This is a genomic window from Microbacterium profundi (assembly GCF_000763375.1).
In the GTDB taxonomy this organism is placed as follows: domain Bacteria; phylum Actinomycetota; class Actinomycetes; order Actinomycetales; family Microbacteriaceae; genus Microbacterium; species Microbacterium profundi.
Genome location: NZ_JPSY01000001.1, coordinates 959,687 through 982,614 on the forward strand (window position 1 = coordinate 959,687; position 22,928 = coordinate 982,614).

25 protein-coding genes are annotated in these 22,928 nt (G+C 66.5%); 3 read left to right on the plus strand and 22 right to left on the minus strand.

The annotated features are described in order from the left end of the window. Positions 1-18: 18 nt before the first annotated feature. The 3 genes from JF52_RS0104465 to JF52_RS0104475 are packed head-to-tail and all read right to left on the minus strand — an operon-like array spanning position 19 to position 3,241. A complete protein-coding gene (locus JF52_RS0104465) occupies positions 19-1,542 on the minus strand; it encodes a sugar ABC transporter ATP-binding protein (protein ID WP_033105199.1) in 1,524 nt (507 codons plus the stop codon). Continuing rightward, positions 1,539-2,210, minus strand: a complete 672-nt coding sequence (locus JF52_RS0104470; protein WP_033105200.1) for a DUF2291 family protein — start codon at positions 2,208-2,210, stop codon at positions 1,539-1,541. Before JF52_RS0104470 ends, JF52_RS0104465 begins: the two co-directional genes overlap by 4 nt. After that, complete coding sequence (locus JF52_RS0104475; RefSeq protein WP_033105201.1) at positions 2,207-3,241, minus strand: zinc-dependent alcohol dehydrogenase family protein; 1,035 nt, start codon at positions 3,239-3,241, stop codon at positions 2,207-2,209. Before JF52_RS0104475 ends, JF52_RS0104470 begins: the two co-directional genes overlap by 4 nt. Before the next feature lie 154 nt (positions 3,242-3,395). Here JF52_RS0104475 and JF52_RS0104480 point away from each other — a divergent pair, with 154 nt between their 5' ends. Continuing rightward, on the plus strand, positions 3,396-4,442 hold the full coding sequence (locus JF52_RS0104480) for an NAD(P)-dependent alcohol dehydrogenase (protein ID WP_200880943.1): 1,047 nt from the start codon (positions 3,396-3,398) through the stop codon (positions 4,440-4,442). A 1-nt stretch (position 4,443) separates the two neighbouring features. On the opposite strand, the gene JF52_RS0104485 is transcribed toward JF52_RS0104480, so the two are convergent. The 12 genes from JF52_RS0104485 to JF52_RS0104535 all read right to left on the minus strand — a co-directional run bounded on the left by JF52_RS0104485 (position 4,444) and on the right by JF52_RS0104535 (position 13,049). Beyond that, positions 4,444-5,082 (minus strand): flavodoxin family protein, encoded by a 639-nt coding sequence (locus JF52_RS0104485; protein ID WP_234001465.1) that lies wholly within the window; start codon positions 5,080-5,082, stop codon positions 4,444-4,446. Next, positions 5,075-5,239, minus strand: coding sequence for a hypothetical protein (locus JF52_RS17575; RefSeq protein ID WP_170285677.1), 165 nt, complete (start codon positions 5,237-5,239; stop codon positions 5,075-5,077). Before JF52_RS17575 ends, JF52_RS0104485 begins: the two co-directional genes overlap by 8 nt. Before the next feature lie 130 nt (positions 5,240-5,369). Then, positions 5,370-5,723 (minus strand): hypothetical protein, encoded by a 354-nt coding sequence (locus JF52_RS0104490; RefSeq protein ID WP_033105204.1) that lies wholly within the window; start codon positions 5,721-5,723, stop codon positions 5,370-5,372. 92 nt (positions 5,724-5,815) lie between these two features. Next, positions 5,816-6,298, minus strand: a complete 483-nt coding sequence (locus JF52_RS0104495; RefSeq protein ID WP_052166747.1) for a GNAT family N-acetyltransferase — start codon at positions 6,296-6,298, stop codon at positions 5,816-5,818. Further along, positions 6,288-7,613 carry an APC family permease gene (locus JF52_RS0104500; protein WP_052166748.1) on the minus strand — a complete coding sequence of 442 codons (1,326 nt, stop codon included), beginning with the start codon at positions 7,611-7,613 and terminating at the stop codon, positions 6,288-6,290. Before JF52_RS0104500 ends, JF52_RS0104495 begins: the two co-directional genes overlap by 11 nt. Before the next feature lie 58 nt (positions 7,614-7,671). Next, positions 7,672-8,655, minus strand: a complete 984-nt coding sequence (locus tag JF52_RS0104505; RefSeq protein WP_052166749.1) for a YihY/virulence factor BrkB family protein — start codon at positions 8,653-8,655, stop codon at positions 7,672-7,674. A gap of 69 nt (positions 8,656-8,724) precedes the next feature. After that, entirely contained in the window at positions 8,725-9,036 is a 312-nt protein-coding gene (locus tag JF52_RS0104510; protein ID WP_033105206.1) for a DUF7882 family protein, read from the minus strand. A gap of 43 nt (positions 9,037-9,079) precedes the next feature. Continuing rightward, on the minus strand, positions 9,080-9,535 hold the full coding sequence (locus tag JF52_RS0104515) for an SRPBCC family protein (protein WP_033105207.1): 456 nt from the start codon (positions 9,533-9,535) through the stop codon (positions 9,080-9,082). A 112-nt stretch (positions 9,536-9,647) separates the two neighbouring features. After that, on the minus strand, positions 9,648-10,733 hold the full coding sequence (locus JF52_RS0104520; protein ID WP_033105208.1) for an FUSC family protein: 1,086 nt from the start codon (positions 10,731-10,733) through the stop codon (positions 9,648-9,650). A gap of 30 nt (positions 10,734-10,763) precedes the next feature. Next, the gene (locus JF52_RS0104525) at positions 10,764-10,949 is read right to left on the minus strand and encodes a hypothetical protein (protein ID WP_033105209.1); all 186 of its coding nucleotides are present in this window, start codon (positions 10,947-10,949) and stop codon (positions 10,764-10,766) included. A 101-nt stretch (positions 10,950-11,050) separates the two neighbouring features. Beyond that, positions 11,051-11,854 (minus strand): SDR family oxidoreductase, encoded by an 804-nt coding sequence (locus JF52_RS0104530; RefSeq protein ID WP_052166750.1) that lies wholly within the window; start codon positions 11,852-11,854, stop codon positions 11,051-11,053. Beyond that, on the minus strand, positions 11,844-13,049 hold the full coding sequence (locus tag JF52_RS0104535; protein WP_033105210.1) for a baeRF2 domain-containing protein: 1,206 nt from the start codon (positions 13,047-13,049) through the stop codon (positions 11,844-11,846). The genes JF52_RS0104530 and JF52_RS0104535 overlap by 11 nt, the downstream gene beginning before the upstream one ends. A gap of 152 nt (positions 13,050-13,201) precedes the next feature. On the opposite strand from JF52_RS0104535, the gene JF52_RS0104540 reads away from it, so the two are divergent. Continuing rightward, positions 13,202-13,513 (plus strand): DUF7882 family protein, encoded by a 312-nt coding sequence (locus tag JF52_RS0104540; protein ID WP_033105211.1) that lies wholly within the window; start codon positions 13,202-13,204, stop codon positions 13,511-13,513. Between the two features lie 12 nt (positions 13,514-13,525). Here JF52_RS0104540 and JF52_RS0104545 read toward each other — a convergent pair whose 3' ends face one another. Beyond that, positions 13,526-13,828: a DUF2188 domain-containing protein gene (locus JF52_RS0104545; protein ID WP_084595568.1), complete on the minus strand. Its 303-nt coding sequence runs from the start codon at positions 13,826-13,828 to the stop codon at positions 13,526-13,528. 185 nt (positions 13,829-14,013) lie between these two features. Between JF52_RS0104545 and JF52_RS0104550 the strand changes: the two genes are divergently transcribed. Next, positions 14,014-15,189, plus strand: a complete 1,176-nt coding sequence (locus JF52_RS0104550) for a zinc-dependent alcohol dehydrogenase (protein WP_033105212.1) — start codon at positions 14,014-14,016, stop codon at positions 15,187-15,189. A 33-nt stretch (positions 15,190-15,222) separates the two neighbouring features. On the opposite strand, the gene JF52_RS0104555 is transcribed toward JF52_RS0104550, so the two are convergent. The 6 genes from JF52_RS0104555 to JF52_RS0104580 form a co-directional block, all read right to left on the minus strand. Beyond that, on the minus strand, positions 15,223-17,049 hold the full coding sequence (locus JF52_RS0104555) for a thiamine pyrophosphate-requiring protein (RefSeq protein WP_033105213.1): 1,827 nt from the start codon (positions 17,047-17,049) through the stop codon (positions 15,223-15,225). A 95-nt stretch (positions 17,050-17,144) separates the two neighbouring features. Continuing rightward, on the minus strand, positions 17,145-17,507 hold the full coding sequence (locus JF52_RS0104560) for a hypothetical protein (RefSeq protein ID WP_033105214.1): 363 nt from the start codon (positions 17,505-17,507) through the stop codon (positions 17,145-17,147). 1 nt (position 17,508) lies between these two features. Then, positions 17,509-19,893 (minus strand): phosphoketolase family protein, encoded by a 2,385-nt coding sequence (locus JF52_RS0104565; RefSeq protein ID WP_033105215.1) that lies wholly within the window; start codon positions 19,891-19,893, stop codon positions 17,509-17,511. 101 nt (positions 19,894-19,994) lie between these two features. Further along, a complete protein-coding gene (locus JF52_RS0104570; RefSeq protein ID WP_033106308.1) occupies positions 19,995-20,837 on the minus strand; it encodes an NAD-dependent epimerase/dehydratase family protein in 843 nt (280 codons plus the stop codon). Between the two features lie 5 nt (positions 20,838-20,842). Next, the gene (locus tag JF52_RS0104575; RefSeq protein WP_033105216.1) at positions 20,843-21,895 is read right to left on the minus strand and encodes an aldo/keto reductase; all 1,053 of its coding nucleotides are present in this window, start codon (positions 21,893-21,895) and stop codon (positions 20,843-20,845) included. Then, complete coding sequence (locus tag JF52_RS0104580; protein WP_033105217.1) at positions 21,892-22,749, minus strand: aldo/keto reductase; 858 nt, start codon at positions 22,747-22,749, stop codon at positions 21,892-21,894. Before JF52_RS0104580 ends, JF52_RS0104575 begins: the two co-directional genes overlap by 4 nt. Between the last annotated feature and the right edge of the window lie 179 nt (positions 22,750-22,928).

Consider the following 22,928-nt stretch of genomic DNA (forward strand, 5'->3'; position numbering starts at 1 on the left):
GGTCCGTTCTCAAGTTCTCTACGCGGCCACGGCCTCGCCGGAGGCGGCCATGATCATTTCCTTCGTGGCGTCCGGACCGAACTCGGCGGAGATCTGGCCGCGTCGCAGGACGATGATGCGGTGGGCGATGCTGAGGCATTCGCCGACCTCAGATGTCGAATACACGACGGCGAGTCCCTCGCGGGCACGCTCGGCGAGAAGTCGGAAGACCTCGCCCTTTGCGCCGATGTCGATGCCTCGGCTCGGTTCGTCGAGGAGCATCACGCGCGGGTCGGTCGCGATGACCTTCCCGATCACGACCTTCTGCTGGTTGCCTCCCGAGAGTGAGCCGATCGGCAGTTCCGGTCCCGGTGTCTTCACCGTCACCGAACGGATGAGGTCCTGTGCGATCTTCTTCTCGGTGCGGCGCGAGAGCACCCCGTTCCGCAGGGAATCGCCCAGGCTCGCGAGGGTGAGGTTCGTGCCGACGTCGAAGGTCTGCACGAGACCGTCGCGCTGGCGATCCTCCGGCACGAGTCCGATCCCGAGAGCGATGCGCTCCGCGATCGTGTCGTCGCCGAGGGAAGTGCCGTCGAGCAGGATCTCGCCGCCGTCGATCCGATCGCGCCCGGCGACCGCCTCGAGCAGCTCGGTGCGCCCGGCGCCCATCAGCCCGTACAGGCAGACGATCTCGCCCGCCCTGACATCGAGGCTCAGGCCGTTCACGATCGATCGCTCCGAGTTCTCCGGATCGAGGACGCGCAGATCACGGATGCTGAGGATCGTGTCGCCGAAATCGTATCCGGTGGGCGGCGAACCGAGGTCGAAGTTGTCACCGACCATGTTCCGCACGATCCACTCGAGATCGATGTTCGCCCGCTCATCCTTCGCCGTCATGGTTCCGTCTCGCAGGACGACAGCGTGATCGGTGATCTCGAGCGCCTCCTCGAGGTGGTGCGAGATGTAGACGATCGCGACACCGCGGGCGGTGAGATCGTGGACGATCCCGAAGAGGATCTCCACTTCCGCTGCCGCCAGAGCCGACGTCGGCTCGTCCATGATGAGGATGCGCGAGTTCACCGAGAGCGCGCGAGCGATCTCGATGATCTGCTGCTGGCCGACGCGTAGGTCGTTGACATGCGTGTCGGGTTCGACGCCGGGAAGCAGGTCGGCGAGAAGCTCGCGCGTCTGCCGCGCCTCTTCTGCGAAGTCGATCCCGAACGGACCGGTGATCTCGCGTCCCATGAAGATGTTGTCGCGCACCGAGAGGTTCGGGGCGAGGCTCAACTCCTGGTGAATGATCGAGATGCCGCGCTCGCGCGCGTCGTTAGTGGAATGGAACACGACCGGCTCACCGTCGAGGACGATCTCACCGGAGGTCGGCTGTTCGACACCGGAGAGGATCTTCATCAGCGTCGACTTGCCGGCGCCGTTCTCTCCGAAGAGGGTCGTCACCGTCCCACGACGGATCTCGAAGTTCACGCCCTTCAACGCTCTGGTGCCGCCGTATGTCTTGACGACGTTGCGCGCCTCGAGGACGACGTCGTCGAAGTCGTCGCTCATTGCACGCTCAGTTCGACCGGGGTGACGAGCCAGGAGCTCGGATTGATCAGAGTGAATGCGCCGGTGACCTCGATCGTCTTGCCTGTGAGCGCGGCGGGATCGATGTCGGCGAGCACCTGAGTCTTCAGTTCCTCGTTCAGTGCCGCCGCGGCGTTCTGGAAGTCGATCTGGTTGACGAACTGCCCGAACTCGATCTCGCCCGTCGCGTCGCGCAGCTCGGTTCCGTTGATGGCCGGGCCGGTCTGCACTCGGATCAGCAGGTCCGCGGGCAAGCCCTCGACCGCCACCTCATAGATGCCGGACTGACCTTCACCGACGACACCGGTGAACGTCGTGCTGTACACGGGGCCGCCGGAGCTCTGCACCGCATACTCCTCAGCAGCCGCTGCCGGGTCGGCTGCGACGGCCGCGGCGAGGACGTCAGCCTCGACGGCACGATCGACGATCTCGGACTGCACCGTCGGGAACTCCTCAGCGCCGTATGTGGCGGGGTCGAATTTCTGCGTGCCCTGCGCGAGCGGGTCATCGGCCGGAACGACACGCGTCCCCAGCACCAGACCGAGGATCACGAGTACGACGACGCCGATCCAGATGCCGCGCCTGGCGCCGGTCGACAGCGATCGCCGCGGCTTCTTCACCGGTGCGCTTGCGGTGGTCGACGCGCTCACGGGATCAGCACCCTGGACTCGGTGTCGTTCGGGCGGATCTGGAGCTTGCGGCCCGAACCACGACGGAACAGCTCCAACGCCTCTTCGTAGTCGTCGAGGATGAAGGAATGGCTGATCATGGCCTTCGCGTTGATCGCGCCGGCCTCGAACATCTCGACCGCGCGGCCGAAGGAGTTGAGCACGGCCATCGTCCCGACGATCGAGATCTCGTCGCGGTACACGCGGAATGGAGAGAACTTCGCGGTGCCGTCGGCGGGAGCGACGCCGAAGTCCTGGAAGAATCCGGCCGGCTTGACGCGGGTCAGGGCGTCTTCGATCGCGCGCAGGTTGCCCGTGCAGTCGATGACGACGTCCCACTTCTCGCGGTCGGCGTCGTCCGCCGATGTGTAGCGCAGCTCGATGCCGCACTCCTCCGCGACCGCGAGGCGGTCGACGTTCAGGTCGACGATGCTCACCGATGCTGCGCCGGCGCGGGTGGCCAGCTGAGCCATCAGCAGTCCCATGGTGCCGGCTCCGTAGACGAGCACGTGGTCTCCGATGCGGCGGGGCAGCACGTCCCAGCCGCGGATCGCGCAGGCCAGCGGCTCGATGAGGGCGGCCTGGTAGAGGTCGGTCTCCGGCTTGAGCTTGTACACGTTGCCGGCTGGGGCCGTGAAGAACTCCTGCGATGCGCCGTCGGAGGCGACGACGCCGAGACCGTTCCAGAATCGGCAGAGGTTCTGGTGCCCGTTGAGGCAGAATTCGCATTCGCCGCAGGTCGTGCTGGGGTTGATCGCGACGTGGTCGCCGACCTTGAAATCGAACACGCCGCTGTTGACGCCTTCGCCGAGCGCGACGATCGTGCCGGTCGCCTCATGACCGGGAACGAGCGGGAAGACGGTGCCCTCGAACTCGCCGTCGAAGACGTGCGTGTCGGTTCCGCAGATACCGACCGCCGCCGTCTCGATCAGGATCTCTTTGTAACCGGGCGTGGGCTTCGACCGCTCTTCGAGGGACAGCTGCCCCTCCGCCGTGAATACAACTGCTCGCATCTTTGCTCCCGACCTGCGTCTCCCGCGACGCTCTCGTGTTACTTTCCTGTGATCAAATCACATGACTACGTTACATTCACCATACGTCGCGGTAATATCGAGTGTCAAGAAGCCCGGCGGCACGAGACCGCAGCGAAGACGAGGAGATCGCATCATGACCGCAACGACGCATATTCCGGAGCACATGCTCGCAAGCGTCCTGACCCGGCCAGGCCACGTCGAACTGCAGGAGCGTCGTGTGCCGACGCCGGCAGCGGACGAGGTTCTCGTCAGGGTCACAGCGGTGGGCGTCTGCGGCTCGGACGTGCACTTCTTCCACGAAGGGCGTCTCGGAGACTGGGTCGTCGACGAGCCGCTCGTGCTCGGCCACGAGTCCGGCGGCGTGATCGTCGCTGTAGGTGCGGATGTCTCGCAGGAACGCGTCGGCGAGCGAGTCTCGATCGAGCCACAGCATCCGTCGACAACATCTGCAGAGACGATGCGCGGCGACTACAACCTCGACCCGCACATGCGCTTCTACGCCGTGCCCGGAACGGACGGCGCGTTCCAGGAGTACGTCACGATCCAGAGCCATTTCGCCTTCGCGATTCCGGACTCGGTGAGCGATTGGGCGGCCGCACTGCTCGAGCCGTTGTCGGTGGCCGTGGCGACCGGACGCAAGGCTGCGTTCTCGGTCGGCGACCGAGTGCTGATCACCGGAGCGGGGCCGGTCGGGCTCGCTGTCGCGCAGGTGGCGAGGGCGTCAGGTGCCGCGGAAGTGCTCGTGTCGGACATCAGCGGATCGCGGCGGAGCGCCGCCCTGCGATTCGGGGCGACCACGGCTCTCGATCCGATCACCGACGCGGATGCGATCCGTGCGGCCGGGGCGGATTCCTTCGTCGACGCCTCCGGTGCGGCAGCCGCCGTGCGCAGCGGCATCGACGCGCTCCGACCCGGCGGGCGAGCTGTTCTCGTCGGCATGGGTCTGCCGGAGCTGGCATTGCCGATCACTCACATCCAGAACAAGGAGCTCGTACTGACAGGAGTCTTCCGGTACGCGAACACGTGGCCGGCGGCGATCGCTCTCGTCGCCTCCGGACAGGTCGATCTGGACGGGATGGTCACCGGCACGTTCTCACTCGACCGCGTCGAGGACGCACTCGGATCGACGACCGGCCCCGACACGATCAAGTCGGTGGTTGAGCCGCACCGCCGGGGCTAGGTCAAGCGGATACCGGATATTTCGAGTCCTGCAACCGCTTCGCGAGGTGCAGCGCATTGGTCAGCGACGTCTTGATCGACGCACTCACCTTCTCCGGCGTCTGCTCCAGGTCCTTGTAGTCGGTGGTGTGCATCGCCTCGCCGTTCCAGTACACGGATCCCTGCGCGGGTACCGTGAAGCCCACATCGTTGAGCGCCTGGAAGAGCACTGCGGTGATGTGATGGGCGCCGTCCTCATTGCCGACCACGGCGGTCACGGCCACCTTGTCGAACAGGATGGGGCGGCCGTCAGCGTCCGTCTCGCTCAGTTCGGCGTCGAGGCGCTCGAGCACGCGCTGGGCGACACTGGAGTGCTGCCCGAGCCAGGTGGGCGTCACGAACACCAGAATGTCCGAGTCGAGCACCTGCTGCCGCAGTGCGGGCCACTCATCGCCTTCACCCATGTCCTTCTCGACGCCGGGGAGGATGAGGTGGTCGACGGCGCGCACACTCTGGCACGCCACCCCGTTCTCGGTGAGGAAGGTCGCCATCTGAGAGCCCAGCAGCTCTGAACTCGATGCCGCGGGTGACGCTTTGAGCGTGCAGGTGATGACGAGTGCCTTCACCTGCACGCTCGAGGCGTTCTGACTACTGTCAGACACGGTTGCGTCCGCCGATGACGCGGAACAGGAAGGCGATCAGGGCGATCACGCCCACGATGAGGGCCACCCAGAGCAGCCAGTTGAGCGCCGAGGACAGTCCTCCGACGATGGCCAAGACGATCGCGACGACGATGATGATGATGAGTGCGATATTCATGCGGGTACTCCTGACCTCTGTGGCGAGACCGGCGGTGGCCGGCCTCGATGGAACTCAGCTTGTCACGGCTCCTGGCCGCAGTCGCAGGGGTTGACGCCGAAAACCGGCGATGGTATCGCGATGCGCGCGATCACTGACCCTGACGTCGCGTCCCCACGCCGGGCTCGTCGTTCATGGGCGACCGGTCAGGGATCGTGGCCTCGTCCTCAGGATCGATCTGGACCGCATCGACCGACCCAGAGTCCGCACCAGCGCCGCCGGCAGGCACGTCAGCGGCGAGCACGTCCGGCTCGTCTGCGACCGCGGGCTCGGAAAGCGATGTCTCGGAGTCATCTCCGCTCGCCATCCGGTCGGCGCTCGCGCTGTCCACAAGACCGTCATCGATGTCCGGATCGAGCACGGCGTCGCCGTCGACCTCCATCGTCGCGTCTTCGCCACCGTCGTCATCAGGCACGGGAACCGACGCCATGTTCGGGTTCGACATGATTGCATCCTTTCGTGAGATGCGCTCACGCTAACGCCCTCCTCGGTCGTGTCCGAGCGGGTTGACCAGCACCCGCTGCGGGAGTATACGGTTCAGCCCACCTCGTCGCCGAGGCGTTTGCGCATGAAGATCTGGGCAGTCCCGTCATCCTGGTCCACGCGCTCCGTGACCCGGTATCCGCAACTCTCGTACAGACGCACGTTGGCCTCGCTCAGACTGCCCGTGAACAGCTCGGCTTCCGGGGCATCGGCATCACGTTCGGCAGCCTCGAGCAGTGCCCTGCCGATTCCGGAGCCCTGCATATCCGGGGCGATGGCGATCCGCCCGATGAGCAGCAGGTCAGCGGTCTCCCTGACGCGGATCGCGCCGACCAGTCTCGACCCGACGCGGGCCACCCAGCCGTTCGCGTCCACCAGCTCAGCCTCAAGCTCCGCCAGCGTCTGTGTGAGCGGCGGCATGTCGGCCGTGCCGTAGATCAGTGCCTCCGAGACGAAGGCGGCTCGTTGAACGGTGAGCACCTCGCCCGCGTCGGCCGGCGAGATCCGTGAAAGGACGACCTCCGGATCATTCGCCATGACGCACCCCGCTGCGCCGCCGCGCCCACTGTGCGAGTGCGAAGAGTCCAAGGCCGACGAGAAGGAGTCCGCCGCCGAAGAGCCACACGATGCCGCGCTGCTGGGTCATGAGCAGGATGCAGGAGGCGATCCCGAGCACCGGCACGAACGTCCAGACCCGGAAGTGGTCGTGCTCGACGCGATCCCTTCGCAGCACGAGTACCGAGACGTTGGCACTGAGGAAGACGAACAGCAGCAGAAGCACCACCGTCTCGGCGAGCGTGGCAAGATCGCCGATCAAGGTCAGCAGCATCGCCACGACGGTCGTGGCCACGATCGCGGCCCAGGGGGTCTTCCTGCGGGGAAGCACCCGTCCGAGGCCATCGGGTAGGAGGCTCTGCTCCGCCATCCCATAGGCGAGCCGGCTCGCCATGATCATCGTCAGCAGTGCACCGTTGGCGACGGCGATCAGCGCGATCAGGCTGAACAGCCAGGACGGCACTCCCACACCGGTGGCCTCCACGACGGCGAGAAGGGGCCCGCTGGACTGCTGCAGCTCATCGGCGGGGAGCGCGACCGCACTGGCCAACCCCACGAGAACGTAGACAGCACCCGCGGTCAGGAGGGCGGCGAACAGCGCCTTCGGGTAGGTCTTCGACGGTTCCCTCACCTCTTCGATCACGTTCGCCGATGTCTCGAAGCCGACGAACGAGTAGTACGCGATGATCGCGCCTCCCAGCACCGCCGCTCCGACGCCGGTGTTCTCCGGCACCTGCATCACGCGGGACGCGTCTCCTCCACCGCCGGCCACGAAGAAGCCGACGACGGCGATCACGATCACCAGTCCGCTCAGCTCGATCGCCGTCATCACGAGATTCGCACCCATCGATTCGCGGATGCCACGAGCATTGACCGCCGCGACGATGACGAGGAAGACCATCGCAGCCGGGATCGGGGGAACAGGAAGGAACGTCTGAAGGTAGTCCCCCGCGAACGCGATCGCGAGTCCGGCTGCGCTCACGACTCCGGCTGCGAGCATGCTGAAGCCGACGAGGAACGAGACGATACGGCTGCGGAACGCGCGTTCGGCGAAGACCGCCGCGCCCCCGGCGCGCGGGTACTTCGTGACGAGCTCGGCGTAAGAGCCGGCCGTGAGCAGAGCGAGCAGCAGCGCGAGCAATAGTGGTGCCCACAGCATCCCGCCCGCCTGCTCGGACAGCACTCCCATGAGGGCATATATCCCGGCGCCGAGCACATCGCCCAGAATGAAGGCGAAGAGCATGGGTCCCGTGATGGCCCGACGCAGTCGCGAGGGCGCCTCTGTCTGTTTGGTCATCAGCCAAACCTAGAGGCCGACCGGAGCGCTCTCACAGCCCTTGACAACGCGGCAGCGCTCATGGACGCTGATCGTCAGCCGCCCGCTCTGCTCGTATCCGGCGAGCCTTCGCCGTATCGGCCCGATCGTTGCGCACCACTGCGGCGATCCGGCTGGCATCCCTCAGCGGCAGTTGCACCTGGGTCTCAGCGGGCACGCCCCGGCGAAGCTCACGAACACGCTCCAACTCCGTGTCGAACTGCACCCCGACCAGAAGGGCCATGTTCGCGATCCACATCCACAGCGCGAAGACGATGACTCCCGCGAACGAACCGTAGACACGCTCGTAGTTCGCGAAGTTGGCTATGTAGAGGCCGAAACCGGCAGACGCGACAGCGAGCACGGCGAGCGCCACCGCCGCGCCCAGGCTGATCAAGCGGAACCGCGGCGGCCGGATGTTCGGGCTGAAGTAATACAGGAACGCGATGACGAACACGACGAGCACGACAAGCAGTGGCCATCTCGCGATCCGCCACACGAACAATACGGTCTCTCCGAGTCCGAGCGCGTTCCCCACGGCGTGCGCCACCGGCCCTGAGCCCACGATGAACAGGACAGCGATCACGGCGCAGACGATGGTGACCAGGGCGATCACGAGCTGGATCGGCTTGAGCGTCCAGATGCGCCGCCCCTCCTCGACGCCGTAGATGCGGTTCATCCCCCGTCCGAGCACGCCGACGTAGCGTGCGACCGACCAGATCGACAGCAGCAGGCCGAACACGAGCAGAAGGCCGGACATGCGCAGCTCGGAGAGTTCTCCGAGGAAGTCACCGAGCCCGGCCGCCGCTTCCTCCGGGGCGACTGCACGCACGACATCCATGAGGATCTGCGCCGTCTCGTCATCGCGCCCGAGGACGCTGAGGATCGAGAATCCCACCATCGTGGCCGGCAGCAGCGCGAGGATCGCGTAGAACGCCAGGCTTGCCGCGATGTCGGCGCAGCCGTCGGCCAGGAACGCGCGGAAGATCCGCCTGAAGACGAAGGTCCATGAGCGCGTAGTCATCCGCACACCCTCTTGCTTCGCCGCCGCAGCACCATGCCCCTTGACACAGTGCCCGCGCCCCGCTCCAACTCAGTCCTGTGTCTCGAGCACCTCATCGACCAGGCTGATACCGCCTGTCGAGTTGGCGGTGTGCATGAGTTCTTCGATCCACCTCGCGTTCAGCGGTGTGGCTTCCGGATCATCGAAGGTGAACCGCAACGGGATCGAGGGGTGCACCCAGATGGTGGAGCGCCCGACGGCGTCACCTTCGGGGTGCTTCCATGAGAGAGTGAACGACTCCTGGCGGCGCAGCTTCGTCGCAATGACAATCTTGAGGTGCGCCAATGCGCGGTCCTCGATGTGGATCGGGTCCTCTGACCCGCCGTACTGAATCGAACCCATACGCTGACCGTAGCGCATGGCGGACCCCGTCTCGAACCGGTCGTCAGGCGTCGACGTCGCCTCGCCACGCGCCGGTCTCGGCGCCTCGACTCTCGATGAACTCCTTGAAGTTCTTGAGGTCCTTCTTCACTGCGTGCGATCCCGCCCCCACCGCGGCGCCGAGACTCTCGAGCAGCCCGTCCGGGTCCCAATCCAGCTGTACAGTCACGCGCGATGAAGAGTCGGTGAGCTTGTGGAAGGTCACGGCTCCTGCATGCGCTGTCTCGCCGCCGGTACTCGTCCAGGCGACACGCTCGTCCGGATGCTGCTCGGTGATCTCCGCATCGAACTCGCGTTCGGCTCCTGCGACCTTCACCTTCCATCGGGTGAGAGTGTCGGTCACCTGCACCAGCGACACGACCTCGTCCAGGAACTCCGGAAAGCTCTCGAACTGGGTCCACTGGTTGTACGCCACGCTGACGGGAACGTCCACGTCGATGGTCTCGATGATCTTCGCCATGAGATTCTCCTCACTGATCGTTTCGTCCGTCCATTCAGCCTCGGCAGTGCGTGTTGTGTCAGGGGGCTTGACGTGGGCTGCGTGATGCGCGATGGGGCGGATCGATCGCGGTTCATTCGCGCGCGCGCAACAGCAGCAGTATCCGCCGCAGATGCATGCAGATGAGCACTCCCGGGCCGATGGCCTGCCCTGAGCTGACAGCGAGACGGTTCACCTCTTCGAGCAGGAGGCGAACCGCCCTCGCTGCGCTCTCACGCGTTCGATGCGCGTCCGCGCCGTCGTCTCCGTCCTGTGGGATGCAGTCCGCCACCCGGTGACACGCCTCGCTCAGCGGCTGCGCCAGTGCGGGGTTCAGCCCCAGCCCACCCGGGCGTTCCCAGATGGTGTCGGCCAGCGCCTCGGAGATGTCGCGGATGCGCACGGCGATCAGCTCGAGTGCCTCGAGTCGATCGTGCACATCAGAGGTGTCGTACCGTCCGCGCATGGCCCGGGGATTCCCCTTGCGGCTCGCGTCGGCCTCGTCGAGCGCCTGGCGCACCTCGCGTGATGTGTCGGCGAGGGCCGCGGCATCCCGCACCCACTCATCGCGTTCAGGTGGCCAGGACTCGGACACCGCTTCGCCGACCTCGTGCAGGTGCCTGGCCAACTGTCCTCCGAAGGAGTCGACGCGAGCGGCCGCCACGCCGGTGAGTACACGAGGCACGATGAGCAGATTGACGGCGAGACCGACCGCGACGCCGACCGCCATCTGACTGACATAGCCCAGTGAGTAGTCTTCGGAGTTCTGGCCGCCGATGATCAGCACGAACAGCGCCGCGATCGGCACGTATTCCTTGCCGACGCCGAACCAGCCCGTTCCGGACAGCAGCACGCCGATCCCGGCGACAACCGGTATGGTCCACCAGTTCGGTCCGACCGTGGCGACGACGATGAGCGCGAGGGCGATGCCGACGACAAGACCGAACAGGGTCTGCAGGCCCGACCTGGCCGACTCCATCAGGGTCGGATACATGCTCAGCAGCGCACCCAGCGGCGCGTAGTACGGGTATTCGTCGGTCACGCCCGGCATGTGCGGCGCGAGCGCCCAGGCGATTCCCACAGCGAGCGCGGCCTTGGCCGCGAACAGCAGGCGCGCAGAGCGGAAGGCGTTCCTCAGCGACTCGAACCGCTCACCCCTCTGACCGGATGACGTCGGCATCCGCACGCCGCCCCGTCTGTTCCCCGATCATCATTCGCGGGAGTCGGCGGGCGCGGAACCGCTCTCTGCACCGGCGTCGGCCTGCGGGGTGTCGGCGTCGTCGGAGCCGGCGGATTCGACCGTGTCCGCATCGAAGTCAGTGCTCTCCTTCGGCGGGATCTGCCCTTCGGGAATGAACGGTCGCTCCTCATCGGGAATCGCGCGTGGGTCTGACATGGCAGCTCCTGTTCTCGTCGTGAAACCTCAGTCTGGACGCACCCGTCGATGATGGCTCGGGGCTTGACATCGCGGGGCGCATCGGTCGCGGTGGCGTCGGCTCAGACCGTTCGCCAGTCGTGTGCGTTGATCGCGGCCCCGGCCTGAGGCCCCATCTGCAGCATGCCTCCGTCGATGACCAGAGTGGTGCCGGAGATGTACGCGGCCTCCGGCGACGCGAGGAACGCGATGAGGGCTGCGACCTCGCGGGCGTCTCCCGGTCGCCCGAGGGGGATGCCTGGTCGGTCGATCTGCTTCGGGTCGGTGTCCGTCGGGTCGGACTTGGACACCTTGATCTCTCCGGGTGCGACGCTCACCGCACTGATGCCGTGGCTGCCGAGCTCGAGCGCCAGGTTCTTCATGAGCCCGCTGAGACCGTGCTTGGCGGCGTCGTAGGCGCTGTATCCGACCATGGGCTGATGCGCATGCACGCTCGTCACCGCGATCAGTCTGCCCCCTCGGCCTGCGGCGACCATAGCGCGTGCGGCGCGCTGCAGGCACACGAAGGCGCCCGTCAGGTCGGTGTCGAAGACGCGGTTCCATTCGTCGAGCGAGAGGTCGAGGAAGGGTGTATGCGTGCCGATGCCGGAATTGTTGACGAAGACATCGAGGCCGCCGAGTTCGTCGATGATCGCGTCGATGACGTCGCCGCAGGCCGGGATGTCCGTCACATCGAGCTGAGCGACGACCGCTCTCGCGCCATGGGTTCGCACCTCGGCTGCGGTCTGCTCTGCGCCTTCCCGGTCGGTGTGCCAGGTGACGGCGACGTCATGACCGGCGGCGGCGAGGGCGACTGCTGTCGCACGGCCGATGCCCGAGTCCGAGCCGGTGACGATCGCACGATGCGGTTCGCGCTCAACGCTCATCGCGTGCCTCCGCGTCATCTGCCCATCGGAGTACGGCCAGCGGCTCGCGAACGGGTCGGCTCTCGCGCGGCGCACCGTCAGCGGTCGGCTCGTCGTCCTCGATCAGCACCCGCGCGTGGGTGAGGATTGCCGCACGTGCCAGTGCCTCGGCCGCCGGCACCCTCGCGACGACTGCGGTTCCGAGGCTCTCCGACTCGTCGCCGGCGACCCACGGTGGCGCGTCGAGTGCGAGCAGCGTGCGCTCGTTGTCCTGCATCCGGCCATCGAGCAGCAGGGTCTCCACACGCGCCTGCTGAAGCGCCGCGGTGACCTCGGCGATGCCTTCCGCGCCGCCGCTGCCGCTGTCGGCCGCGGCGCGATCGCGCACGTCGCTGACGGCGGAGCGCGCTCGCTCGGCGATCGACCGGGCGATAGCCGCATCGAGTTCCGTGGAATCGGCACCATCCGCGCGGGTGTGCGCATCGACTTCCACGATCAGTTCGCGTTCGGTGTCCGTCAGCGCTTCCGCGAGCAGCTGCCGTGCGCGCACATCGCCGGAGAGCGCGACGAATGCCGGATGCTCCTGTCTGATGAGATCGCTGACGGCGGCGGCGACCTCGTCCTGATTCTGCTTCCAGGTGTTCTCGGCATACCGCTGATAACGGGCGTGCGACCATCCCCCCGCCTGCACCTTCGTGAGATCGTCCGTGTAGCCCTCGATCTCAACATCCGCATCGCTGTGTCCGCGTCCCGATGTCTCCAGCCTGATGTCCGCGCCATCATGGCTCGTCTCCACGACGAGGTAGCGCATGGCCGCACCGAGGTGACGCAGAAGGGGAAGCAGCGTCGGAACTGGTGCGTGATCGAGGCGCTCGGGACCGGTGCGTGCTCCGACGAAGCCCTGATCGAGTTCGACGCGACCGGCAGAAGCCAGGACGACACGGGCGGACGGACTCGGCAGGCCGTTGCGCTGGGCCAGCGCCGTCTCGATCGCTTCGGCGTCTTCGGCGGGCGCGCCGGCTTCTTCCAGCCGTTCGCGCACAGAGCGACGAAGCGCCTCCTCCTCCACCTGCGGCAGCGCACTCGGACCATCGACATATGCGCTGGTCCAGGAACCGGGGCGACCGAGCATCTCCGCCAGACGGGAGTCACTCTTGATCGCCTGCTCGTCCAGCTGCGAACCGTGGGTCGTGTTGCCTCGCTGAGATTCGGACATGTTCCTCTCCTCGTCGCTCGTCAGTCGTCTGTGCAGTCTCGTCCCGGCGAGCCGATTCGCCATCGGGGTTGACATCACCGGACCGCGCGGTCAACGGAGACGGATCGAGGGTGCGTCTGACACCGGCAGGCCGAGAGGTCTACCGTTCAGTCATGGGCACTCTCTTCTACGACAGCTCCGGAAGTCCGATCCATATCGAGGATCGGGCTCTCGCACACCTGAAGGTCGTCATCGCCACCCGGCTCCGCCGGCACGAGAGCTTCACACTGTCCTGGGACCACCCTGACGGTGACCCGGGCGGGCGGTCGACGATCTGGCTGCACCCGTCGATACCGTTGCGCTTCGTGTTCGACGCCCCGGAACCGCCGGCGCTCAACGGGCGTTGGATCGAAGACCTCATGAACTCCGTGAGCTCGACGGGCGGGATCGTCCTCGGAGACGAACTGATCGAACCGAACCAATAGCCTCGGCGGGGTTCACCCGGACGGATTGTCCAGCGGCATTCCGTCTTCATCGGTCGTCTCGGGCAGTCCGTCCGACCTCGCAGGCCGCTCACCGACGACGGCCACGCCGTTATCCGGCCCGCCGCCATCTGTGATCACACCGCTCGGCGGCGCCTCCTCGACGGTGTGGCGAGACCCGTGTTGCCTGGCGAAGTCAAGACCGGCGGTGACGGCCTCGTCCCTGCTGCTGAAGCTGAGGGAGAGCTCGTTCGCCCCCTCGACCTCGTTGACCCATTGGCCCTGTTTGTCTCTGGTGACAACATCCAGATGCGACAAATCCCTACCTCCCGGTATGACATCATGCTCGTCCGTGATCCGCTGCCACGCTAGGACGGTCGACGTCGGTCATCGAGGCCCTTGACAGCGCGACGGTGCAGCCTCCGACAACTTCGGCCGCTTGTCAACCCGTTTGGCGTGAGCCCGGCCGTCTGAGATCGTCGCGTGACGAGACGGAGGAAGACATGAAGGCACTCACCTGGCAGGGCAAGCGCAACGTGACGGTCGAACAGGTGGCAGACCCGGTGATCGAGAAACCGACGGATGCCATCATCAAAGTGACGTCGTCAGCCATCTGCGGCTCCGACCTGCACCTGTACGAACTACTCGGCCCGTTCATCGACCGCGGAGACATCCTTGGTCATGAGCCGATGGGCACGGTCGTGGAGGTCGGATCGGAAGTGGCGGATCTCGCCGTCGGAGACCGCGTCGTGATCCCGTTCAACATCGCCTGCGGGCACTGCTTCATGTGCCGTCACGGTCTGCAGTCGCAGTGCGAGACGACACAGGTCCGCGAGTACGGAAGCGGCGCCGCGCTGTTCGGCTACACGAAGCTGTACGGCCAGATACCCGGCGGACAGGCGGAGTACCTTCGGGTGCCGTTCGCCGACTACAACCACATCCGCGTCGGCGTGGACCTTCCCGACGATCGGTATCTCTACCTCAGCGACATCCTGCCCACGGCGTGGCAAGGGGTCGAGTACGCCCACGTACCCGAAGGAGGCACGCTCGCAGTCATGGGCCTCGGACCGGTGGGCCAGTTCGTCTCCCGCATCGGCATCCATCGCGGCCACCGGGTGATCGCGATCGATCCCGTACCGGAACGTCGTGAGATGGCCGAGCGGCACGGCGTGCTGACGTACGACCTGACCGACACGGTGATCGAGGAACTCCGTGACCTCACCGACGGCCGAGGAGCCGACTCGGTCGTCGACGCCGTGGGGCTCGAAGCGCACGGGTCCACAGGCATCGGGCTCGTGCAGCAGGCCGTGGGGCTGCTGCCGGATGCCGTCGCCAGGCCCATGCTCGACAAGGCGGGTCTGGATCGGCTCGCGGCGCTGTACGCGTCCATCGATCTCGTACGTCGTGGCGGCACGGTGTCACTCAGCGGCGTCTACGCCGGCGACGCTGACATCCTGCCGATGAAGACGATGTTCGACAAGCAGCTGAGCCTTCGTATGGGCCAGTGCAATGTCAAGCGCTGGGTGGACGATATCCTCCCGCTCGTCGAAGACCCCTCGGATCCGCTCGGCGTGATGGATCTCGCCACGCATCACGCCTCACTCGAGGACGCGCCGGATCTCTACGGTACGTTCCAGCGCAAGGAGGACGGCTGCATCAAAGTCGTGCTGAACCCGTGACGGATGGGAAACACGAGTAAGAAAGCGGCCTGATCAGGACGACAGCACCTCGGTTCCGCCGTGGCGTTCCTCGATGTCGATGTAGGCCTCGAGCAGGCGTCGCGCTCGCGCGGCCTGCGGCTCTCCTTCCTCGTCCTCTGCCTCGAGAGCCGACCGCATCTGGTCGATCTTCTTCGCCGCTGCGGCCAGCGGCGGCAGCAGCGGGATGGCCGGGTCGGTCCGGATGGAGAGCACGCAGGGGCGGTCCGCCTCCCACGCGCGACGCCAGGCAGCATCGATGTCGTCCGCAGAGGACAGGCGCTCTCCGGCGAGGCCGAGCAGGCGGGCGTACTCGTCATACGGCACCGCAGGAAGACTCTGGCTCGCCTCGAAGCGCGGGGCACCTTCCATCTCGCGCTGCTCCCAGCTCACCTCGGCGAGATCCCGGTTGTCGAACACGGCGATCACGAAACGCGGGTCCGCCCACTCACGCCAGCGCGCCGCGACCGTGACGATCTCCGCCAGTCCGGTCATCTGCATCCCCCCGTCGCCGGAGAGCACGGCGACGGGGCGGTCCGGCGCGGTGAGCTTGGCGGCAAGGCCGTATGGGATGCCGCATCCCACGCTCGCCAGCGTTCCCGACACATGTGCCGGGACGCCCCGAGGCAGAACGAGCTGGCGCGCGTACCAGTACACGACGCTGCCGACATCCAGCGCGACCTGCGCGTTCTCGGGTAGGTGGCTGTTCAACGCGCGCATGGCGGCCTCGGGGTTGATCGCGTCCGCCGCGACTTCCGCCCGTTCCGCACTGATCCTGCGCCATCTCTCGACGGTGTCGCGCACGCGATCGGTCCAGGCGCGATCCGGGTCCGCGGCGATGGCGTCCTGCAGCGCGACGAGGGTGGCAGCCGCGTCGCCGACCAGTCCGACCTCCACCGGGCTGCGGTTGCCGATCATCTGCGGATCGATGTCGATCTGCACGGTTCTCGCCTGGCCTGGCGCCGGATAGAACTCGGTCCACGGGTCGTTGGATCCGACGATGAGCAGTGCATCGCATTCGGCGAGCACCTGGGCGCTCGCGGTCGTTCCGAGGTGGCCCATGGTGCCCGCAGCGAAAGGCAGTCGCTCGTCGACGAACGGCTTCCCGAGCAGACTCGTGACCACCCCTGCGCCGAGGTGCGTCGCCAGGGCCTCGACCTCCTGCACGGCGCCGGCGGCGCCCTTGCCGACGAGGAGTGCCGGCCGTCGAGCGGCCATCAGCAACTCAGCGGCGGCGGCGATGCGCTCTTCGGCTGCCCGCACGATCGGACGGTCGAATGTGACCGCGCTGGGCACGATTCCGTGCTCGTGCGGCTGCTCAGGAGCCGGCTCGGATTGCACATCATGCGGAACGATGACGACGGCCGGGGACCGGGATGCGAGCGCGGCGCGGAAGGCGCGGTCGATGACCATCGGCACCTGTTCCGGGCTGGTGATCTCCGCGATGTAGTGCGAAGCGACATCGGAGAACAGCGTGCGCAGGTCGATCTCCTGCATGTAACCGGACCCGAGCACGCTGCGGTGCTGCTGTCCGATGAGGGCGACGACCGGAACCCGGTCGAGCTTGGCGTCGTAGAGTCCGTTGAGAAGGTGTACGGCACCCGGCCCCTGGGTCGAGATCGCGACGCCCACTCCCCCCGCGTACTTCGCTTCACCGACCGCCATGAACGCCGCGTTCTCCTCGTGTCGGGCCTGCACGAAGGCGACTTTCCCGTCGGAGGCGCGAATCGCCTCGAGCACTCCGTTGATACCGTCCCCGCTGTAGCCGTAGGCGCGGGACACTCCCCATCGGCTGAGGCGATCGACGATCACGTCCGAGACATTCCGCTGCTGTTCTGGCACGGGGTTCCCTTCTTCCGTCGCTGCCTGATGGCCGCGGTCAGCACAGCGTGCGCGGTGGATCGCTCACCGTGCCAGGGGCTTGACTCACGTGTGCATCACTGGTCGCGCTCCGTCTTGCGGTCGATCCCTTCGAGGAGTTCCTTGAGAGCCTTCTCGATGGACTCGTGCTTGTACTGACCTGCGCGGCTCTCTCCCGAGATCACCGCGCATCGGTGGAGTCTGCGGAAGTCGCCGTACGGAAAGTGGTAGCGGCCTTTCGTGTCCTCTCCCATGTCGGTGTCCTCGCCGAGATGCCACTTCGCGAACACGTCGAGGCCGTTCTTCTCGATGAACTCGTTCTCCTGGTCGGTCGTCGGAGCGTGCTCGCTCCAGTCGTCGCGCTCGTCGTGGGTGAACTCGTCGCGACGCAGCAGTCCGCGCGCGTGCGAAAGCGCTGCTTCGTTCAACTTCATGGCCATCTCAGGATCCTCTCTCTTCTCTTTCTTCCCTCTGCGATTCACTCGCGAATGTCCAGTCCGCGACCACCGGAATGTCCACACCGTGTTCGCGGGTGTGGCGACGGGCATCTTCACGCGCCGTCGCGAAGCGGGCGCGAACATCAGCGGCCTTCTCCGCGAGGCCGGGTACGCGGTCGATGGCGTCGATCGCGAGTCGATATCGGTCGATGTCGTTGAGCATGAGCATGTCGAAGGGGGTCGTGGTGGTGCCGCGCTCCTGGTAGCCGTGCACGTGCAGATTCTCGTGTCCGTTGCGCTTGTACGTGAGGCGGTGGATGAGCGACGGGTAGCCGTGGTAGGCGAACACGATCGGACGATCGACGGTGAAGAGCGCGTCGAAGGCCGCATGCTCAAGACCTGCCGGATGCTGCTCCGGCGACTGCAGCGTGGCCAGATCGACGACGTTCACGACGCGCACTCTCAGGTCGGGGATGCTGTCGCGCAGCAGCTCTGCGGCAGCGATGACCTCCTGCGTGGGCACGTCGCCCGCGGCGGCCAGCACGATGTCGGGAGTCTCCGCCGCTCGCGTGTTCCCCGCCCATCCCAGCTCGCCGATCCCGCGCTGCACGTGCTCGCGGGCGTCGTCGATGCTCAGCCATTGCGGGGCCGGTTTCTTGCCGGCGACGACGACGTTGATGCGGTCGGCGGCGTCGAGGCACTGCGACATCGTGACCAGAAGCGTGTTCGCGTCGAACGGCAGATACACGCGCACGATGTCGACGCTCTTGTTCAGGACATGATCGATGAACCCGGGATCCTGATGGGTGAAGCCGTTGTGATCCTGCTGCCACACATGACTCGACAGCAGATACGTGAACGCGGGCAGCGGCTCACGCCATGCGACGCCCGCAGATGCCTCCAGCCACTTCGCGTGCTGATTGAACATCGAGTCGACGATGTGGATGAACGCCTCGTACGAGGTGAAGACCCCGTGCCGACCGGTGAGCGTGTACCCCTCGAGCCAGCCCTGGCACAGATGCTCGCTCAGCACCTCCATCACGCGTCCGTGCGGAGCGAGATGCTCGTCCACCGGTTCGACGCCGGCGTTCCACTGCTTCTCGGTCGCCTCGAAAACGGCAGGAGCCAGACGGTTCGACTCGAGCTCGTCCGGGCTGAAGATGCGGAACGTCTCGGGGTTTCGGGCGATGACGTCGGCCAGCCAGTATCCGAGCACCTGGGTCGCGCCCGCGTCGGAGCCGCCGGGAGATTCGACGTGCACCGCGTGTGCGTCGAGACCCGGGAGATCGAGCGGCCGACGGATGCCGTTGGCCTGCGGGATCGCGCTCATTCGCCGCGCGCTCTTCGGTCCCCACCCTGCCGTCGACTCGAAAGGCGATCCGGTGTCGTCGAAGAGTTCTTCCGGTCGATACGAGCGCAGCCACTCCTCCAGCATCCGCCGGTGTCCTTCGTCGTCGCGCACGTCGTCAAGGGGTACCTGGTGGGAGCGCCATGTCCCTTCGACCGGTTCGCCATCGACCTCTTCGGGCCCCGTCCAGCCTTTCGGCGAGCGGAGGACGATCATCGGCCATGGACGACGTTCGTCCTCGAGAGCGGCCGCGCGAACGCGTTCGATGCCGTCGAAGGCGCGATCCAGCGCCTCTGCGAATCGTTGATGCCCCGTGGACGGTGACTCGGATGCCGAGATCGTGACGAAGATCGGCTCGTAGCCGTACCCGGTCATGAGCGCGGCCAGCTCCTGCTCGGGAATCCGAGCCAACAACGTCGGGTTCGTGATCTTCCAGCCGTTCAGGTGCAGGATCGGCAGCACCATGCCGTCGCGCCGCGGGTCGAGGAACCTGTTGCCGTGCCACGCCGTGGCCAGCGGCCCGGTCTCCGCCTCGCCGTCTCCGACGACGCAGACGACGGTGAGGTCTGGATCGTCCAGAGCCGCGCCGAAAGCGTGCGAAAGCGAGTAGCCGAGCTCTCCGCCTTCTTGGATGGAGCCTGGGGTCTCCGGCGCCGTGTGACTCGGCACGCCGCCCGGGTACGAGAACTGATGGAAGAGCCTGCCCATCCCGGCGGCATCCTGTGTCACGTCGGCGTACAGCTCCGAGTAGGTGCCGTCGAGCCAGGCGTTCGCGTTCATCGCCGGGCCGCCGTGCCCGGGGCCCGCGATGAGCAGCACGGGTTCGTCACGCTCGACGATGACGCGGTTCAGGTGCGCGTAGACGAGGTTGAGGCCCGGCACGGTTCCGAAATGGCCCAGCAGGCGAGGTTTGATGTCGTCGACAGCCAGCGGGCGCTCGAGCGTCGCATTCTCCTGCAGATAGATCTGACCGACGCTCAGATAGTTCGCCGCGCGCCACCAGCGGTCGATCCGGTCGAGGGACTCGGGGTTCGCAGTCATGTCCCCTCGATACGCGGGGTGTCCGGCAGTGTCAAGGGGGGCGACGTCGTCGGCGCGCCCCCTGTACCGGCCCCGCGCTCAGACGTCCCGACGCGTCGCCTTCAGCCCCGCCAGGAGTGCTCGGGCTCGAAGCCCAGCAGCGACCGCGCCTTCTCGATGGAGAGCAGCGTGTCGTTGACGCCCAGCTGTCCGCGGACCTCGACGCCGGGGAACACCGTGCCGACCAATTCCGTGTTGGGGCGGGACATCACCGTGTCCGCGGCGGCGATGATGTACCGCTCGAATCCGGGCTCGCGCCGTCCGCGCTGAATCGCCTTCAGCACCGCCTGCGCTCCGTCGCGGGCGTCGATGTAGCCCCACAGGTTCCACTTGCGCAGCAACGGGTCGGCGTCGTACGAGGGGAACGCGGCGTAGTCCGCCGGATCCATCACATTGGAGAACCGCAGCGCCTGGATGGAGAGATCAGGATGCCAACGCACGAGCTGGATCGCCAGCTGCTCTTCGAGGTGCTTCGAGAGCGAGTAGTTGGATTCCGGACGCGTGACGTCCTCATCGACCGGGATGTACGGCGGTGGGACATCGAACGGGAGGCCGAGAACGGTCTCGCTCGATGCCGTGACGATCGTCCGCACTCCTGCACGGATCGCCGCACGGAACACGTTGTATGTGACGGTCATGTTGTTGTGGAACGTGGCGGCATCAGGATGCAGCCCTGGCGCCGGAATGGCTGCCAGGTGCACGACCGCGTCGAATCCCTGCGGATGCTCGTCGACGCCCATCAAGGCGTCCACGGTCTGGCCGTAGTCGGTCAGGTCCACCTGGATGAACCCTGGGGCTCGTTCGCCGGTGCGATCGAGGTTCACCACCACGTTGCCCGCCTCGCGGAGAACCCGCACGACGGTTCGGCCGAGCTTGCCCGAACCCCCGGTGACCGCGATCGTCATGCCGCTCACCGACCTCCCCCGATCTTGCGGTGGCGCTGCGCGACGGCCGGCGCACCGTACGGATAGTCCTCGGTCCGCGGTGCGCTCACCGACGTGAGGCTCTCGAGCTCTGTCGAGTCGAGGTGCAGTTCCGCCGCGCCCATGTTGTCGCGCAGCTGTTCGACCGACCGTGCGCCGAGGATCACGGATGTCACGGCGGGCTGCGCCGCCAGCCATGCGAGAGCGACCTGCGACGGCGACGCCTCGTGCGCCTCGGCGATGCCGGTCAGAGTGTCGATAATGTCCCAGGTGCGCGGGTCGGCGTTGCGCTTCTTCCACGCCTCCATGCCGCGGTCCGGATTCTCTCCGAGGCGCGTCGCGCCGGATGGCTCGGTATCGCGCACGTATTTGCCGCTCAGCCAGCCTCCGCCGAGTGGCGACCAGGGCAGCAGGCCGATGCCGGCGTCGAGCGCGGCGGGAACGATCTCATGCTCGATCCCGCGCACGAGAAGGCTGTACTGCGGCTGCAGGGTCACGGGCAGGTTCCAGCCGTGCTTCTCGGCGAGTGAGATCGCTTTGGTCAGCTGCCAACCGGTGAAGTTGGAGAACCCGTAGTACCCGATCTTCCCCTGCGTGATGGCGTCGTCGAGGAAGCGCACTGTCTCGTCGAGAGGCGTGATCGCATCCCACGCGTGCATCTGGTACAGGTCGATGTGCTCGACGCCGAGGCGTCGCAGCGAGTCATCCAATGCGATGCGCAGATGCCGCCTCGACGTTCCGTGGTCGTTGGGTCCTGCGCCGATGGGGAATCGACCCTTGGTCGCGATGACGAGTTGGTCTGCCTCCGCAGGGTGTGCGGCGAGCCATGCACCGATGATCTCCTCGCTACGGCCAGCGCTGTAGACATCGGCAGTGTCGATGAAGTTGCCGCCGCCCTGCACGTACGCGTCGATGATGGCGTGGCTGGTGTCTTCATCCGCTTCCGCGCCGAAGGTCATCGTCCCGAGGGCCTGTTCGAAGACGACGGCGCCGCTGCGGCCGAGCGAACGGTAGGCGGCGGGATCGTGTGCTGCGCTCATGCGGAGAGCTCCTCGATCTGTTCGGGGGTGAGGGTGAGATCTGAGGCGTGCGCGGAGTCCTGGATGCTGGCGGGGCGGGACGCGCCGGGAATCGGGATGACGACCGGGGCCAGCGAGAGCTCCCATGCGAGGCAGACCCGCTGCGGGCTCACTCCGATCTCGGTGCCGATCCTCGCGAACGTTGCGCTCTTGCCTCCGAGGTCGCGCGCACGCGCGATGCCGCCCAGCGGACTCCACGGCAGGAAAGCGATGCCCAGTTCGGCGCAGACGTCGAGCTCAGCGCGGCTCGACGTGAACGCCGGCGAGAACTGGTTCTGCACCGAGACGAGACGTCCATCCAGAATCCTCTGCGCGAGTCGGATCTGGTCGACGTTCGCGTTGGATATGCCGGCCATGCGGATGACGCCGTCATCGAGCAGTTCGCCCAGCGCGCCGACGGAGTCGGCATAATCGACCTCTGGATCCGGACGGTGGAACTGGTAGAGGCCGATCGCCTCCACTCCGAGGCGCGTCGCCGAGGCGCGCGCGGCCTGCTTCAGATACTCGGGGCGACCGTTCAACGTCCAGCTGCCGTCGCCGGGACGCAGGTGCCCGCCCTTCGTGCCCACCAACACATCGGACGTGTCGCCGCGGTAGCTTTCGAGGGCCTTCGCGATGAGCAGTTCGTTGTGACCGACCTCGTCCGCGTCACGGTGGTAGGCGTCTGCCGTGTCGATGAACGTCACGCCCGCGTCGAGCGCGGCGTGGATCGTCGCAATGGAGCGAGCTTCGTCGGGTCGCCCTTCGATCGACATCGGCATGCCGCCGAGCCCGATCTCGCCGACTGATACGCCTCCGATGGAACGATGATTCATCTACGTGTCTCCTTGAGCAGCAACTGTTCAGTGCAACCACTGTCCACGCTACGGCTCGCGTTGTCATCCGTGCAACAGACGCGACGATCGGGAAGTTCGCTGGGTCGTCGCGCATCGGCGTCGCGCAATGCCGGACGCGGCGGCGGCGGCGGACCCGCTCTTGCCGCTGGCACCGAGCA

Bases quoted from the DNA above. Each gene is read 5' to 3' on its own strand.
- JF52_RS0104510 (WP_033105206.1), bottom strand. From the start codon at position 9,036: ATGGGTTCGATTCAGTACGGCGGGTCAGAGGACCCGATCCACATCGAG.
- JF52_RS0104490 (WP_033105204.1), bottom strand. From the start codon at position 5,723: ATGTCGAACCCGAACATGGCGTCGGTTCCCGTGCCTGATGACGACGGT.
- JF52_RS0104530 (WP_052166750.1), bottom strand. From the start codon at position 11,854: ATGAGCGTTGAGCGCGAACCGCATCGTGCGATCGTCACCGGCTCGGAC.
- JF52_RS0104515 (WP_033105207.1), bottom strand. From the start codon at position 9,535: ATGGCGAAGATCATCGAGACCATCGACGTGGACGTTCCCGTCAGCGTG.
- JF52_RS0104565 (WP_033105215.1), bottom strand. From the start codon at position 19,893: ATGACTGCGAACCCCGAGTCCCTCGACCGGATCGACCGCTGGTGGCGC.
- JF52_RS0104535 (WP_033105210.1), bottom strand. From the start codon at position 13,049: ATGTCCGAATCTCAGCGAGGCAACACGACCCACGGTTCGCAGCTGGAC.
- JF52_RS0104520 (WP_033105208.1), bottom strand. From the start codon at position 10,733: ATGCCGACGTCATCCGGTCAGAGGGGTGAGCGGTTCGAGTCGCTGAGG.
- JF52_RS0104505 (WP_052166749.1), bottom strand. From the start codon at position 8,655: ATGACTACGCGCTCATGGACCTTCGTCTTCAGGCGGATCTTCCGCGCG.
- JF52_RS0104580 (WP_033105217.1), bottom strand. From the start codon at position 22,749: ATGAATCATCGTTCCATCGGAGGCGTATCAGTCGGCGAGATCGGGCTC.
- JF52_RS0104475 (WP_033105201.1), bottom strand. From the start codon at position 3,241: ATGCGAGCAGTTGTATTCACGGCGGAGGGGCAGCTGTCCCTCGAAGAG.
- JF52_RS0104570 (WP_033106308.1), bottom strand. From the start codon at position 20,837: ATGACGATCGCGGTCACCGGGGGTTCGGGCAAGCTCGGCCGAACCGTC.
- JF52_RS0104525 (WP_033105209.1), bottom strand. From the start codon at position 10,949: ATGTCAGACCCACGCGCGATTCCCGATGAGGAGCGACCGTTCATTCCC.
- JF52_RS0104500 (WP_052166748.1), bottom strand. From the start codon at position 7,613: ATGACCAAACAGACAGAGGCGCCCTCGCGACTGCGTCGGGCCATCACG.
- JF52_RS0104540 (WP_033105211.1), top strand. From the start codon at position 13,202: ATGGGCACTCTCTTCTACGACAGCTCCGGAAGTCCGATCCATATCGAG.
- JF52_RS0104550 (WP_033105212.1), top strand. From the start codon at position 14,014: ATGAAGGCACTCACCTGGCAGGGCAAGCGCAACGTGACGGTCGAACAG.
- JF52_RS0104465 (WP_033105199.1), bottom strand. From the start codon at position 1,542: ATGAGCGACGACTTCGACGACGTCGTCCTCGAGGCGCGCAACGTCGTC.
- JF52_RS0104560 (WP_033105214.1), bottom strand. From the start codon at position 17,507: ATGGCCATGAAGTTGAACGAAGCAGCGCTTTCGCACGCGCGCGGACTG.
- JF52_RS0104575 (WP_033105216.1), bottom strand. From the start codon at position 21,895: ATGAGCGCAGCACACGATCCCGCCGCCTACCGTTCGCTCGGCCGCAGC.
- JF52_RS17575 (WP_170285677.1), bottom strand. From the start codon at position 5,239: ATGAATATCGCACTCATCATCATCATCGTCGTCGCGATCGTCTTGGCC.
- JF52_RS0104495 (WP_052166747.1), bottom strand. From the start codon at position 6,298: ATGGCGAATGATCCGGAGGTCGTCCTTTCACGGATCTCGCCGGCCGAC.
- JF52_RS0104480 (WP_200880943.1), top strand. From the start codon at position 3,396: ATGACCGCAACGACGCATATTCCGGAGCACATGCTCGCAAGCGTCCTG.